The 15,579-nt window shown below is 40.8% G+C and carries 12 protein-coding genes and 1 riboswitch; of the genes, 9 read left to right on the top strand and 3 right to left on the bottom strand.

Features of this window, described 5'->3' with window-relative positions; genetic code table 11:
• Positions 1-200: 200 nt before the first annotated feature.
• The gene (locus ACM5QX_RS18690) at positions 201-2,660 is read right to left on the bottom strand and encodes a dynamin-like GTPase family protein (protein ID WP_414754888.1); all 2,460 of its coding nucleotides are present in this window, start codon (positions 2,658-2,660) and stop codon (positions 201-203) included.
• Positions 2,661-3,008: 348 nt separating this feature from the next.
• Here ACM5QX_RS18690 and rbsK point away from each other — a divergent pair, with 348 nt between their 5' ends.
• The 5 genes from rbsK to ACM5QX_RS18715 all read left to right on the top strand — a co-directional run bounded on the left by rbsK (position 3,009) and on the right by ACM5QX_RS18715 (position 8,260).
• A complete protein-coding gene (gene rbsK, locus ACM5QX_RS18695; RefSeq protein WP_414754889.1) occupies positions 3,009-3,932 on the top strand; it encodes a ribokinase in 924 nt (307 codons plus the stop codon).
• Between the two features lie 98 nt (positions 3,933-4,030).
• Entirely contained in the window at positions 4,031-4,636 is a 606-nt protein-coding gene (locus ACM5QX_RS18700) for a DUF4360 domain-containing protein (RefSeq protein WP_414754890.1), read from the top strand.
• A gap of 169 nt (positions 4,637-4,805) precedes the next feature.
• A complete protein-coding gene (locus ACM5QX_RS18705; protein WP_414754891.1) occupies positions 4,806-6,653 on the top strand; it encodes a vWA domain-containing protein in 1,848 nt (615 codons plus the stop codon).
• A 166-nt stretch (positions 6,654-6,819) separates the two neighbouring features.
• Positions 6,820-6,997: riboswitch (cobalamin riboswitch) on the top strand.
• 16 nt (positions 6,998-7,013) lie between these two features.
• On the top strand, positions 7,014-7,406 hold the full coding sequence (locus tag ACM5QX_RS18710) for a DUF1636 domain-containing protein (RefSeq protein WP_414754893.1): 393 nt from the start codon (positions 7,014-7,016) through the stop codon (positions 7,404-7,406).
• A 116-nt stretch (positions 7,407-7,522) separates the two neighbouring features.
• Entirely contained in the window at positions 7,523-8,260 is a 738-nt protein-coding gene (locus ACM5QX_RS18715) for a cobalt-precorrin-6A reductase (RefSeq protein ID WP_414754915.1), read from the top strand.
• Positions 8,261-8,292: 32 nt separating this feature from the next.
• Here ACM5QX_RS18715 and ACM5QX_RS18720 read toward each other — a convergent pair whose 3' ends face one another.
• Positions 8,293-9,294: a cyanophycin synthetase gene (locus tag ACM5QX_RS18720; protein ID WP_414754894.1), complete on the bottom strand. Its 1,002-nt coding sequence runs from the start codon at positions 9,292-9,294 to the stop codon at positions 8,293-8,295.
• Positions 9,295-9,937: 643 nt separating this feature from the next.
• Between ACM5QX_RS18720 and ACM5QX_RS18725 the strand changes: the two genes are divergently transcribed.
• Both ACM5QX_RS18725 and ACM5QX_RS18730 read left to right on the top strand, forming a co-directional pair.
• The gene (locus tag ACM5QX_RS18725; RefSeq protein ID WP_011317146.1) at positions 9,938-10,174 is read left to right on the top strand and encodes a hypothetical protein; all 237 of its coding nucleotides are present in this window, start codon (positions 9,938-9,940) and stop codon (positions 10,172-10,174) included.
• Between the two features lie 284 nt (positions 10,175-10,458).
• The gene (locus ACM5QX_RS18730; RefSeq protein WP_414754895.1) at positions 10,459-12,468 is read left to right on the top strand and encodes a glycoside hydrolase family 10 protein; all 2,010 of its coding nucleotides are present in this window, start codon (positions 10,459-10,461) and stop codon (positions 12,466-12,468) included.
• Positions 12,469-12,552: 84 nt separating this feature from the next.
• Here the strand turns inward: ACM5QX_RS18730 and ACM5QX_RS18735 are convergent, their stop codons facing one another.
• Positions 12,553-12,819, bottom strand: a complete 267-nt coding sequence (locus tag ACM5QX_RS18735; RefSeq protein ID WP_011317148.1) for a hypothetical protein — start codon at positions 12,817-12,819, stop codon at positions 12,553-12,555.
• An 818-nt stretch (positions 12,820-13,637) separates the two neighbouring features.
• On the opposite strand from ACM5QX_RS18735, the gene xseA reads away from it, so the two are divergent.
• Positions 13,638-14,897, top strand: a complete 1,260-nt coding sequence (xseA, locus tag ACM5QX_RS18740) for an exodeoxyribonuclease VII large subunit (RefSeq protein ID WP_414754896.1) — start codon at positions 13,638-13,640, stop codon at positions 14,895-14,897.
• On the top strand, positions 14,890-15,174 hold the full coding sequence (gene xseB / locus ACM5QX_RS18745) for an exodeoxyribonuclease VII small subunit (RefSeq protein WP_414754897.1): 285 nt from the start codon (positions 14,890-14,892) through the stop codon (positions 15,172-15,174). The genes xseA and xseB overlap by 8 nt, the downstream gene beginning before the upstream one ends.
• The last annotated feature ends 405 nt before the right edge of the window (positions 15,175-15,579 follow it).

Genomic DNA, 15,579 nt, shown 5'->3' on the forward strand with positions numbered 1-15,579 from the left:
TCCTGTCAAAAATGTTCATCCCAATTCTCTATGAAGTTGTAACAAATAAATAATGTAGAAGACGCGATAAATCGCGTTTTCTTAACCCAAGGATGTATTGCAATAATTAATCGAATTAGTATAAATTAAAAGTAGAATACTTCACAATATCTATAATCAAAAATAAGTCCGCACAGGCGGACTTTAAAATCACCTAATTCCTAAAACTGCGCCACTCCATCTAATAACCCGTCAGAGACAACCACACCATTATTAGCTGCAATCTGATCAACAACTGTTAACTCAGCCAGGTTAATTAAAGGTAATAAATGATCATATAATTGCATCGCTTGTAAACAATTGTTAATATTAGCAATCGCCGTATTATACACATCTACTTTTCCTTCCACGACACCAAGTAAGCGGTTATTATTATTAATCTTCTCCTCCGCTTCTTGTTGTAATCTTTCTTCTAAATACACTCTCGCTTGTGGGTATTGTTGTAAAATTCCATCTCCTTGCTTTTCCGCCATTGGTAACAATTGAGTTTTGAGGATTTGGTTAATAGTTTGACGAAAGGTTTTACGAATGGTATGAGAAACCTTTGGCTCAAAATCTAACTTTAATAATTGCCTAATTGCTGGCTCGGCTTCTACCATACTTTCGCTATCATAACTTTGTGATGTTTGCAGCAAAGTTTGGCGGAATTGATATATAGAAAAAGTATTTTCATCGTAAAAACTGGGACTTTCTCTAACAAAGCGATCGCATTCTACACTAGCTGCATCTACTAAAGATTGAGTCACACGTTTTTCTAAAGCGTTGAGTTCTTGTTCAATCCCCGCATCGTTACCTAGCAAACGATACAACTGGCGATAATATTCTGATTTACGAATCTTCTCCATCAACCTTTGGAAAAGATTAGTCATTAGTTCCTGAGATGAATCTACTAAGATATCCTCTAATTGATTTGCCAAATAATAAAACGCCTCTACTAAAATTGCCAGTAATGGCGCGGTAGCATTGCGCGGATGACTCAGAGTCGCACGACGATAAGCATCAGCTACAGAAAATGTATCCAACAATTCATCCAAACGACGAATCATCCGGGATTGCAATTGGCGAAAATCCACCTCAAATCCATCACAAGCATGATTAATTACATGATTAACTTCTTCTGTGATGTGTAAGCTGTAATCTTTACCAACTTGTTGCAGTTGCTGATTGAGATATTGTAATTCCTGCGCCTTCATCATCTCAATTTCACGGGGCTGACTATCTAAGTCGCGATGTGCAGTCTGATAATGTTTTTTCAGGTTAATACAAATATCTTCTAAATCATCAGCAAGATTTTTAAAAAGCTGGGGACGCTTTTCTTCAGTTAGATAACGCGTGATGGCTGTGCGAAACTCTTCAATCCCACTATCTTGAATTAACTGATTAATTAAAGGTGTTCCCTGTTCAGCTAAAATTCGCACATAGTTTTGATTTGGTGTTTCAAAACCATTGAGAGAAATCCGAAAATTACTAGAAGCTAACTTACCAGAACTGACACAATAGTTATTAAAAGCGTAAACAAATTGTGGTGTTTCCTCGTTACCATTTACACCTTTGGCATTTTCCCCAAAAATAGAATCTAAACCAAATCTATCTTGAGTACTTGTTTGTTTAATCTGACTCCCATAAAAACCGAGTAATCCACTGGTTTTATAAACCCGGCTTGTATCCCGGAATTGTGTGTTGATTAAATCATCCAAGCGTTGCCTTAGTTGGGTATTATACCAAGTTTCGTCGATGCGGTTGAAGACATAAAACACGCGATCGCGTATTCCTCCATTTTGCCGCATCTTTTCTAACAGTTCTGTTTCCTCTTTCGTCATATCACCAGCAGAAGCAGGTTTCAGCACACACACCACCGCCGAAGTATCAGGATGTTGTATCTTGGCGTAGGTTAGTTGTGCATCCTTTTCCACTGGTGCATCAATCCCTGGGGTGTCAATAATCACGTTTCCATCTTGCAAAAGCGGATGGTTGCAAAAGTATTCAATCTGTTTTAATACGGCGCTATTACTACCACGACGCGCATATCCAGCCGCTTCTTTCAGGTTGGAAAAATTAAAATGTTCCATCGAATATGTAGCATTATTTACTGTATGAATATGTTGCCGATTTGCCTCATATCCTTGTAGTAAAAATATTAATGCTTTTGCTTGTTTGGCACGTTCTGATTTACTCTCACCACCCTCTTGCTGAATAATCGCTTCACACCCTTGATGTAATAAGCTAACCACTTCAGCTTGATTAATATTAACTGCTGTCGTAAATCCCAACTGTTGACACAGAGAGTTTGCTTGTTCCCGAATTTCTACCTCACTTAAAAAAGTTAAAACTACCCGTTCTTTATCTAATTCTGCATACTCAATTTTGCACTCTGTACCTGTGGCGTGTCCTTCTGCACTGTATAACAATTCCCGTTCTAATAGTGCATTAATAAGCATAGACTTACCTGCACTAAATGCACCAGCAAACACAATTTCAAACTTGGGAGAAATCGCCTTACCTAGAGAAGTTTGTACAGATGTGATATCTTGCGATCGCAAGGATAATTCCTGCTGTAAAAGCTGCAATATAGACTCAACTTGATCTTTTAGATTATGACACTGCGGAGGCATACCCGACATAAAAGCACCTATAAGCTTCTATGTAAAACCTAACAAAAACTTTATACTAAAAGTTCAGTATTAATACATACTAAATTTAATTTAGAATTGGTATGGCTAATAATACTTTGGGGATGAGTAATTGGTAAAAGTAGTTAGGACTTACGCACACAGTTTGTCTGTTGAGACCGGGTATAAGGGTGTAAGGGTGTAAGAGTTTCAAATATTTATACCCCTACACCCCTATACCCTTCTCCAAACCCTTGATCTTTCGTTTTCATGCGTAAGTCCTAGTAGTAATAAAACATAATCACTTATTAGTTATGACCCAGAGCGTAAGATTTATGATGATCAACAAAAATCATTCTTATGAGCATTATTGTCTTCGGTAGCATCAATATAGATTTAGTTGCCACAGCACCCAAGTTACCAATTGCAGGAGAAACCTTACTGGGAGAAGACTTTTTCAAGGTTCCTGGGGGTAAAGGTGCAAACCAAGCTGTAGCAGTAGCCAAACTGGGAGTTCCTACCCAAATGGTGGGACGTGTTGGCGCAGATGGTTTTGGTGCAGAACTGATGGAAAATCTGCAAAATGCTGGTGTACAAACTGACAATATTTTTGTAGATGAAACTGCCAGTTCTGGAGTGGCGATGATTACCGTCGCTCATGATGGTGAAAATCAAATAGTTGTCATTCCTGGTGCTAATGGGAGAATCAATCAAGCAGATGTAGAACGATTATCATACATATTACCTACAGCCACAGCCCTGCTATTACAATTAGAAATTCCTATAACCGCCGTTATCGCAGCTGCCCAAGCCGCCAGAAGTAACAATATCACAGTAATTTTAGATCCCGCACCTGCACCATCAGATTTACCAGCAGAACTTTACCCCTTGGTTGATATCATTACCCCAAATGAAGTGGAAGCGGGACAACTCGTAGGTTTTCCTGTAGATGGAGAAAAAGCAGCGCGAAAGGCTGCCGGGGTGTTATTGCAAAGAGGCGTGAAAAGTGCGATCGTTAAACTGGGCGCTAAAGGTGTTGTTTGTGCCACAGACAAAGAGACCTTTTTTGTCCCAGCCTTCTTTGTGGATACAGTTGATACTGTAGCGGCTGGTGATGCCTTTAATGGTGGTTTGGCAACAGCACTTTATTCTGGGCTTTCCTTACATCAGGCAGTTATTTGGGGTGCGGCGGCTGGTGCTTTAGCTGCAACAAAATTAGGCGCACAAACTTCCTTGCCTGACAAGTTGACACTTGAGGCTTTCCTCAAAGACAGAGGTTTGTGACTTTTGTGAAGTTTCTTATACTTAGAGTTTCCGAAATTCTTCGGATTACACTTGAATTTAAAAACTATTCAAGATACTCCATACAGGAGAGTAGATTTATGACTAATCAAAACTTCACAAAAACATCTATCAACTTCGTAAAAGCTTTTCTGGCTGCCTCCACAATGATCATGGCTTCTGTCGGGCCTGCCCTTGCTAACAACAAAGTTGAAATTTTAGGCGCAGAATATGGTGGTAACGGTTGCCCTGATGGGTCTGCTAGTGTGAATGTTAGCCCTGATGGTCAAGAGTTAAGTATTCTATTTGATAACTTTATCGCTCTGGGCAATAAAGCAGCAGAACGTCGCAAAAGCTGTAATATGAGCATTCCGATTAAAGTACCCCAAGGCTTTCAAATTTCCCTTTATGATGCTGATTATCGGGGCTATGTTGCTCCTGGTACAACTGGGAGACTAAGAGCAGAGTACTTTTTTGCAGGTCAGCGCGGGCCAGTTTTCTCCAGAACATTTAGAGGCGAAACCGACTACAACGTCCGAGATAAATTAGTTACTGTGGGTAATGTCTGGTCACGTTGTGGTGACAGTGTAAATATGCGTGTAAATGCTGCAATGACTGCTAGTGGCCAAGGGATGGCAACCGTTGACTCTTTTGACCTGGCTCACCGTGGCTTGGTTTATCACGTTAAATATCGCCAGTGCCGTTAGGTTTTTTCAAAGCTAGGAGTTAAGAAACTCTTAGCTTTGCCAAAATATCAGGCTGGGTTTTTTATACCCTAAATTATGAAGACATCCTGGGTACACTAATCGCAACACTTAGTGTTTAAACATCATCAGGGTTGTGGCTGATGACAAATAACTCACAGGGGAAAATGAAATGGTAAAAACAAGTTATGAATTCGACCAACCTATTTTACCTGCCGGATTTTCATTAAAGGCTAATATCCTACTGCGTTTTCGTGCGGAAGTACCCGAATCTCCCCGGCGCAACCTTAACCTTTCCCTTGTAATTGATCGATCAGGTTCTATGGCAGGTGCAGCTTTACATCATGCCCTCAAGGCGGCTGAATCTGTGGTAGATCAACTTGAGCCAAAAGATATTCTCTCCGTGGTCGTTTACGATGATGCAGTAGATACGGTTGTTTCACCCCAATCTGTAACTGACAAACCTGCACTCAAAAAGTCCATACGTCAGGTAAGGGCGGGTGGTATTACTAACTTATCGGGGGGATGGCTCAAGGGGTGCGAATATGTCAAGCATCAACTCGATCCGCAAAAAATAAATCGTGTGCTACTGCTGACTGATGGTCACGCCAATATGGGTATTCAAGACCCAAAGATACTCACAGCCACGTCAGCCCAAAAAGCTGAGGAAGGGATTACTACAACTACTTTGGGTTTTGCTCAAGGTTTCAATGAGGATTTACTAATTGGGATGGCGAGAGCTGCTAATGGCAACTTCTACTTCATTCAAAGCATTGATGAAGCAGCAGAAGTTTTTAGTATTGAACTAGATAGTCTTAGAGCTGTAGTAGGTCAAAACTTGAAAGTAACACTAGAGTTAGCTGATGGTATAACTTTGGTTGATACTTTAAGTCTTGCTAAAGTTAGCCAAAATGAAGCTGGTCAACCTGTGATTACCTTGGGGGAACTTTACGAGGGAGAAGATAAACTTCTGGGTTTGAGTTTGATGATATCCTCTGCTCAAGTAGGTAATTTACCAGTGATGAAGCTGCATTACAGTGCTGATGTAGTGGAGAATGACATTATTCAAAGCGTTTACGGGACAACAGATGTCATCGCCAAAGTTGGCACAGTTGAGGAATCAGCGTTAGCCTCTTCCAGTCATATTATCCTTGACCTCAGCCGCTTGACGATCGCCAAAGCTAAAGAAACAGCCCTCGAATTAGCAGAACATGGTCAGCATCAAGCAGCTGAAAAAACCCTCCGTGATTTGGTGCAGTATCTCCGAGACCAAGGCTTAAATGAGAATTTTGAAATTGCAGAAGAGATTGACCAGCTGGAGTATTTCGCAGGTCGAATTGCACAACAAGCTCTAGGTAACGCCGGACGGAAAGAACTACGGGATCAAAGTTATCAGACAATGACGCGCAATCGCGGTGATCTCGTAGGGCGCGGTGTCACGGCTGGCGATGAAGTATACGCAATGCCGGTTGTCAATGAAATCGGTACTGGAGTGGAACTTTCTTGCGTCCGTGAAGGCGGTAAACTGCGGATTAAAGTTATATCTGATGGTTACGACCAAACTAAAAATGTTCAATTTCCCCGTTCCATTCGTGCTGAAGGAGCGCGGTATATTGTTGAAGGGCTAGAATTGTCAAGTAATGGCTCTTTCTACCGTGTAGTTGGCAAAGTCAGCCGTTTTGCCAAACCTGGTGAAACAGACATTTTTGTTGCTCCTAGACAATCGAGGTCAACTAGCACAAGTAAAGCCTCCAAAGCCCCAGCTACTGCGGCCGATCTTCCCACCACTGACACCATAGATCATGGTGTCCTCATTCAATGCGTCAAAGATGGCAGCAAGTTACGTGCTAGGGTAGTTTCCGACGGATATGAACCGGATTGGAATATGCGTTTTCCTCGTTCCATTCGTGAGGAAGGAATGCTTTATGTGGTTGAGGAAGTGAAGACAGCACCTGATGGCAAATCTTATATTGCTTCTGGTGAGATTAAGCGATTTTTACAACCGAATATTACTAACTAAATAGAAGCTAAGAGTTGGAAACATAAGACTTACACACCCAGATTTTCTGTTGAGACCGGGTGTAAGGGTGTAAGGGTTTCAAAAATTTATACCCCTATACCCCTATACCCCTACACCCTTGTCTAAACCCTTAATTTTTCGTTTTCATGCGTAAGTCCTAGATGTTACCATTAAGTAAATATTCGGTTCTGGTGGGGAGCAGTCACCAGAGGTAACGGGGAAAGTATACCTGCAATCTTTCGTAGGTGAACGGTGTAAGTCCGGCGCTGTCCCGCAACTGTGAAGGAAAGAAAACTCTTGTAACTTTCCCAGCCAGAACGCCCGCCGAAATTGACGATTCTCAACATCTGCGAGGTACGGATGACTACTGATAATTCTTTGGGTGTGGCAGAACACACACTATTTGTCTGCAAAACCTGCGCTAGTGTCTGGCAAGATGGTAAACGTGTAGGTGAAAGCGGCGGTCAAAAACTTTTAAATCAACTCCAACAGCTAGCACAAGAGTGGGAGTTACGGGATAAATTCCCGATCCGAGAAGTTGAATGTATGAGTGCTTGCAACCGTTCTTGTGTTGTAGCCTTTACAGGTAAAGGCAAATTAACCTATCTATTTGGGGATCTAGCCATAGACGATAATGCCTCTGCGATATTGGAATGTGCTAGTAAATACTACGATAAAGCAGATGGTTTACTGCCTTGGTCAGAACGTCCCGAACCTTTGAAAAAAGGCATTCTCGCCAGGATTCCCACCTAACTTTTTTTGCATTCAAAATGCAAAATACCTTACATAAAGGCTGCGCCAACAAGCTCCCACTAATTGTCTTTAATGCGCGAATTTTGAATTTTGAATTGGAGCGAAGCGACTTGACGATGCGCCTTTTAATTCTGGGTGGAACTGGAGATGCGGCCGAACTAAGTGCCAAAGTTGCAACTATTCCAGGTATTGAGGCGATCGCATCTTTAGCCGGTCGCACCCGTGAACCTTCTCTCCCATCTGGTAATGTCCGTGTGGGGGGTTTTGGTGGTGCGGCTGGATTGGCTGAGTATCTGCGTCAGATGCAGGTTGATGTATTAATTGACGCTACCCACCCTTTTGCTGCACAAATTTCTGAGAATGCGGCGCTGGCGGCTGATGAGGTGGGGATACCACGTTTGATGTTAATCCGTCCTCCCTGGGTAAAAGTAGCAGGCGATCGCTGGATAGAAGTTGACAATACAAGCGCCGCCGCCGCTATTTTGGAGAATCAAGCCAAAAGAGTATTTTTAACTGTTGGCAGACAAGAACTCTCCGCTTTCGCTCATCTACAAGATATTTGGTTTCTCATGCGGATGATCGATCCTCCTGCTGCTGATGCTTTAGTTCCGCCTGGGGTGATATTGTGCGATCGCGGCCCCTTTACCCTTCCCCAGGAAAAAGACATCCTCATTCAACATAATATTGATACTTTAGTTAGTAAAAATAGTGGGGGTGATGCCACCTATGCCAAGATTGTTGCAGCCAGAGAACTAGGCGTACAGGTTGTTATGGTCAATCGTCCAGTCGTACCAGCCTGCGAACAAGTGACAGACACTGATGCGGCGGTAACCTGGCTACTAGAAAAGTTGTAATGATTCAGTTCTGGTATACGCCGTTTAGCTACTTAATTTTTGCTGTTGTACTCCGTTTCCAATGCCTTCAAAACTTTGAGATATAAATCTTCCACTCTCTTAGTTTGAATATCTCCAATGGAAGCATAATGTGTCAAGCCAGGAGAACCATTAACTTCAATAATCACATAATCCACCATTGGTCTGGTAATATCTTGAGTAATTATATCCAAACCCATTAATCGCAATCCCATATCTTTTGTGACGTTTAAAGCCAATTTCTGAAAGTCGGGATGAATATTTTCCGTAACATCCACTGCTTCACCGCCACTAGATAAATTAGCATTATCTAAAAGATATACAACCTTACCATTGGGAATCACACTGTTTAAATTGAGACTTTGCTTCTGCAACTTGCGTTTAATCCGAAAGTCATCAACATCAATAATTTTTTTTCCCAAATTTTGGATGAAACCATCTTGCTTACGTTGTATTAATTCTGTAACATTTGATTTTCCATCTCCAATTACTGATAGCGGTAGCCTTTGATATGCAGCTATTATTTCGTCATCTATCACCACAATTCTGTAATCTTTACCTAAATAAAATCTCTCAATAATCAATCCTGCATTAGCTCGCAATATTTTTTTGGCTACTTGATAATACTCCGTTTTGTTATGAATTTTTGTAACTAATTTTCCTTGGCTTAAATTAATGGGTTTAATAATTACCGGAAATCCAATAAATTTAGCATATTCAAATCCAGCATCAATATCTCGTTCGTTACCTATTTTTTTACATAATTTCTGATTAAAAAATGTTTGCCCTTCCGTCACATGATAGCCAAAATGTTTGAGGAAAAATTTTGAATAACCCTTATCTTTTGCTATTTCTGCGGAACCAAAACCGTTAATATTTAATTTTGTGGTACTAAAAAATGATTTTTTTCCATTTTTAAATGTAATATGCCCCACTAATTCATATTCTGGATCTACCACAACAACCGCACCTATTTGAGGTGCTATCTTCTGAATTATTGACGTGACTAATGGCATTTTTTAGTCCAAAAGTATAATTTAATGCAGGAATTTTAACTAACATCTCAATCTTGGTCAAGATAAAAACTATTAAAATTCCTCACCCACAAGGGGATGGAGTTTCCTGCCGCTTTTATGAATACTAAATTCAACTGTTTGACCATTTATTTTGCAAGTTTATGTGAATGTTAAGAAATTAACTCAAACAATCTCAGTGAGATTGAATGATTATTCTATACTTATATACTTTATTACCTAAAGGCGGAATATATACTAAAACATTGAGAATTTTTCGTAATTTTTAATACAAAATATTTACAATAAATACTAGTATTAAGTTTATCTGAAGAAATTATACCAATAACTACAGTAGTGGCAATTTACTAAATTCAATTTTAAGCCTAAGTTTTCTTTCTATCCTTAGCGATCGCTGCCAAACGACTGGAGTCAATGATCTGTAGTGAAGCCAGTCTATTGCTGATTTACAAATAGAAGGCGACTGCAATTTATAACTTAGAGTTAGGTCTAAAATATAGCACTCAGTGTTGACAATTTTTAAATAATCGAATAACAAGGTGGCAGATCATAAAAAAAGAGTTAGTAAATCTCTGCTCAGATATTTACTAACACCTTACTGAAACTTTATACGGTTAAGACAATCATGCCACAAAACACTGAATACACAACAACAAACTCTGAAACTCAGCCAATTGCCTATAAACAACGTCTAAATTCTTGGGCTATTGCGCGGTTACTTCCTGATACACAACGTGAGATTGTGGCTCGCTTTCGCAGTCGTTCTGATGCAGATGGTTACATACAGCATCTACGCCAAGTAATACCGAATGCTTCCTTTATGATTGTTTTTGACTGTCAACGTGAAGAAGCAGCTATTTAAAGTTTGACTATGTTTTTAGCTCAGGGTGTAGGGGTGTAAGGTTTCCCTGCCCCTGCCCTCTACTTTGAAAGGGGTGTAGGGGTGTAAGGGTATAAGGGTGTAGTGAAAAGACATCTTTCACGTTTGACTGTGCAACTTGCTTCATCGGGACTGCCTTTTTATGCAGTTTCAACTCAATATTAAGAGAATTTTGGTGAGATTATAGCGATCGCTTCCTGTAACGCTCTCATATTGCTAGATTTGCCAAGGATATCTACAATCAAGCAAACTAGCAGCAAATAACAATGGTATCTACTACTACACGTTTCTCCGATATTCCTAACCATTGGGCGCGTCCGTTCATCGAAGCTTTGGCAGCAAGACGGATTTTAAATGGCTATCCTGATGGAACTTTTCGCCCTAATAATTCAGTTACCCGTGCTGAGTTCGCCGCTATAGTTGCAGCCGTATTTAATATTTCTGTAAAACGTCCGTACATTAATTTTACGGACGTACCGACAAGTAATTGGGCAGCAAATGCCATTAAAAAAGCTTACGAAACCGGATTCTTGAGTGGTTTCCCTGATAAAACCTTTCGCCCTGGTAATCAAATCTCTAGGGGGGATATCTTAGTATCTCTAGTCAATGGACTGGAAATAGCCACGAAGATTAAACTGGATTTACTAGAAAAATTACCGGAAATTTATCAAGATGCGGCTAATATACCAGCTTATGGCAGAAATCAAATTGCGATCGCCACTAGTGCAGGTTTAGTCTCCAGTTTTCCCAATATCAAATCACTTAACTTCACTACTGCGGCTACTCGTGGTGATGTGGCCGCAATTATTTATCAAGCTTTAGTTTATCTTGGTCAGGCAGAAAAGATCGCCTCTGTTTACTTGGTGATACCCCCAAAACCCACATTACCCACCGTGCGAGTCAGTCATAACAGAGAGTTCCGGGGGGCTTGGATAACCACAGTCTGGAATAGTGATTGGCCTTCCAAAGCTGGACTTTCTGTAGCTCAACAGCAGGCTGAATTAGTGGCAATTCTTACCCGTCTCCAAGAGTTGAATTTCAACGCCGTAATTTTGCAAGTGCGACCAGAAGGAGATGCTTTATATGCGTCCGAGTTAGAACCTTGGAGTGCTTGGCTGACAGGAACTCCAGGCAAAGCTCCAGAACCATTTTACGATCCATTGCAGTTTGCGATCGCCGAAGCCCATAAACGCAACCTAGAAGTTCATGCTTGGTTCAACCCCTACCGCGCCAAAACCAGCACCAAAAGCGCGCCTAACGTTCGTCCCCACATCTCCGTAACCAATCCAGAAGTAGTCTATCAATGGGGTAATCAATTGTGGATGGACCCAGGAATAAAAATTGTCCAAGATAGAGCTTACAACGTCATCATTGACGTTGTCCGTCGTTATGACATAGATGCAGTCCACCTCGATGATTACTTCTATCCCTATCCCATTCAAGGCCAGGCTTTCCCCGATGATAAAACCTATGCTGCCTATAAATCAGCAGGTGGACAACTGAACTTAAACGACTGGCGACGGCAAAACGTTGATCAAATGGTGTTGCGTCTGTCTCAAGGCATCAAAGCGACAAAATCTTACGTTAAATTTGGTATCAGCCCCTTTGGAATTTATCGCCCCGGACAACCACCAGGAATCACAGGCTTAGATGCCTATAGTGTACTATATGCTGATGCTAAAAAATGGTTAGAGCAAGGCTGGGTGGATTATCTAGCACCGCAACTATATTGGCGTACTGACCAAACCAGCCAGAGTTATCCCGTATTGCTGAAATGGTGGACAGAAATTAATTCTAAGCGGCGACACATTTACGCAGGTAACAATATTGGACAACTTGACGGCAAAGCTTGGAAAAATGAAGAGATAGAAAAACAAGTCAAAATCAGCCGCAATCAAGCCGGAGAATTATCTCTGGGCAATATCTTTTTTAGCGTCAGTTCTATTATTGAAAATCGCCAAGATATCTCAGCAACTTTCCAAAATTCACTTTACACTACACCTGCCATAGCACCTGCTATGCCTTGGCAGACTGCAACTACACCACCTCCACCAAAAGAACTGCAAGTCAACAACCGCAGACTCAGTTGGCAACCTGGAGATAATCAACCCGTCCGTTCTTGGACACTTTATCGTCAAACTAGCAATAATTGGATACTACAGCGAGTCTTGTCTGCTGGGACAACCTTCGCCACAGTCCAACCAGGAACCTATGCTGTCTGTGCAGTAGACCGATTAGCAAATGAGAGCCAGGGTGTAGTTATTAGCGTTAGTTGAGCGTGGGGAGTGCTAAGGGGGGAGTTGAGTGGAGAGTGGTAAATTGATTACTCTCCCCAATCCCCAATCCCCAATCCCTCTTAACTAATTACAAAAATCATCTACTCTAATATCTCGCCAAATATCAGAAACCTGCCAGCCTGAGTTTCCAGCAGACTGAATTACAGGATTATCTCTCAAAGGAATATAGTTAGGTTCTCTAATATCTATATATAGTTCTTTTTGTTCTTCAATAACTGGTTCTGCTATATCTATAGGATCTAGTGGCAGATTTTGATCTTCTGTTTCCTCCATCATTTTGATTTTTTTCAGAACTAATTTCTCGGATTTTTTTATTAGTCGTATATCCATTGGTTTTTTATGCCTTATACAGTGAGAGAAAAAAGATAATCTAAAGACTGATTTTTAGACACACTAGTACAGTTCTTCAAGAATCTTGAGAGAGATCCGTAAAAAGGTCTTATGGTGTCTAATGTTTGAAAAAATACTCAGGAAAACTAGGATACACTAAATCCAGGTAAAATAAAACTTATGGGATAAAAATTTTATAGAACTTAAGGGAAGCTAATAACAGAGAATTATAGACGGCTAAATGTTTAGCTTGAGTCGCCGGAAGCAGAGAAATGATTTGCTTTACCCTTACTTCTCATCTCTTTAAAGATTTATCATTTTTATATAAAAATATTCATAAAACAAGCATAAATTTATTCCAGTAAAAATAAAAACGTGATGTATACATATTAATTATCATTGTTTTGAGTTACAGGGCGACAGTTATTCTATCTCAATTCTTGATGTAATTAGCTAAGTGATGCCAATTAAGTTTGGCAGTGCCGATTTGCCCGAAGAATAGACAGGATTACAGATATGTTATTGAGTGTCAATGAAATTTATCACCCACAAGGGGAAGAGTAATCTGGTAATGGTTAATAGATAATTGGACTATTACCCATTACCTATTAACTATTACCGGCATCGGCGCTTTGAGCAACCTCGACCACCCGCGTTCGCGTAATGTCCCGCTTTCTAGGGAATAAAGTTTCCCGCCGCTTTGATAAAGCAGAGTTTACTTGCAGGTAGTGAGAAAGCGCAGCTAGAGCTACAGGATTTTACAGCACCTACCAGTGCTACGATTTGGATATACTTGTACTAATATATTCAAATTTTTGATGGCTGACGATTTCGCCGCTTCCGTAATTCTAGATACAGCACTTTCTGTATCTGGATTAACTGATTATCTCCGCTTGCTGCTAGAAGATGATGAGCAACTACGGCAAGTGTGGGTAGTTGGGGAAGTTTCTAGTGCTAATCATCACCGCAGTGGGTTATTTTTTACACTTCAAGATCCCGATGGTACAGCAGCAATTAAGTGCGTGGTTTGGAATAGCCAAGTACCAAAGCTTGCTCAAGTACCCATAGCGGGTGAACAATTAATTGTTTTAGGCAGTATTCGTTTATATCCGCAAAGGGGAGAGTATCAATTATCAGTGTGGCAAGCCATACCTGCTGGAATTGGTTTACAAGCACTACGTTATCAGCAACTCAAAAATCGCTTGTTGGCTGAGGGGTTATTCGACCCCCAAAGAAAGCGATCGCTTCCTATTCATCCCCAAACCATCGCCGTTGTCACTTCACCGACGGCTGCGGCTTGGGGTGATATTCAAAAAACCCTTAAACATAGATATCCCGGATTACACGTTTTATTTTCTCCTGCCACAGTCCAAGGTGAACAAGCTCCAGAATCTATTGTGAAGGCGATCGCACGGGTAGAAAAAGACGGTCGTGCTGAGGTGCTAATCTTATCGCGCGGGGGTGGTGCCGTAGAGGAATTAGCTTGCTTTAATGATGAGGGGGTAGTCCGTGCTGTGGCTGAGTGTTCCATACCCGTAGTTACTGGGATTGGTCATCAACGAGACGAGTCTTTAGTAGATTTAGCGGCTGATGTTTGTGTGCATACACCGACGGCAGCAGCAGAGAAGGTTGTACCATCACTGGCAGAGTTATACAATCAACATTGTCAGCGTATTATCGCTTTACATCAAGTTTTGCTCCATACCCAAACCTCTGCGGAAAACCAACTACAAACATTACGCAACCGTTTGCAGAATCTCAGATTAGATAGACACTTGCAACAAGAAGCGCAAAAATTGAATTGGCAACGTCAGCGATTGTTGCAATTAACAATGGGGCGATCGCAGCAAGCCAAGCAACACCTAGAACTTTTGCGACAAAAGTTAAGCAGCCTCGACCCCAAAGCCGTATTACAGCGTGGTTATGCAGTAGTAAAACAAGAAAACGGTGCGATCGCTCGTTCTGCTGATGAATTAGCTGTAGGAAATGAGTTATTCATTCAACTGGCGCAAGGTGAAGTTAAGGCCAAAGTCATAGAAGTAAAACACGGCAATAAAGGCAGAGAGATTAATGGTTAAGCGTAAGAACTCTGACAATTCGGGTGCTGTAGCACAGGGTAATTATGAGGCAAAGGTTGCAGAAATAGAAGCAATCATCTCACGGATTGAATCAGGAGAATTGGAACTAGAAGCCGTTTTTGAGCAGTTTGCCAACGCCGTCGAATACCTGCGTCAATGCGACACTTTTTTACAGCAACGACAGCAACAGATAGATTTATTAATTGAAACCTTGAATGAGCAAGACGGTGATCAGATACCCAGGGTCTCCAATGATGGTATTGAGCCAAAGAAATGATGTAGAGACGTTGCATGCAACGTCTCTACAGTACACAATAAAGTGCATCTTCATCAAGAAACGGTATTACAATCAATCACTTTGTACTTCAGACAGACGAAAACCGCTACAAATGACATCTTTTATTCGATTGCTGGGTACTATAAGTTTACCTAACTAGCCATATCTTCATAAAGTAACCCGCCAATGAACTATATTTTTGTAAATGAAATGTAAACCAATGATGCTTTTATCCTTATTTACTTAGAAAATTAAGATTTTGAAAAAATTCAGTATTTACCGAAAAATCTCAAAACTTAAAGAATGATATAAAGTAAAAAATCCAATCATTGGGAGTTAGCAAAACAGGGTTTTGCCAAATATATATAACTTTAATTATGCCTCTAGATAGAATCTGTGGGCATA

It is taken from the genome of Anabaena sp. CCY 9910, assembly GCF_963920875.1.
In the GTDB taxonomy this organism is placed as follows: Bacteria; Cyanobacteriota; Cyanobacteriia; order Cyanobacteriales; family Nostocaceae; genus Trichormus; species Trichormus variabilis.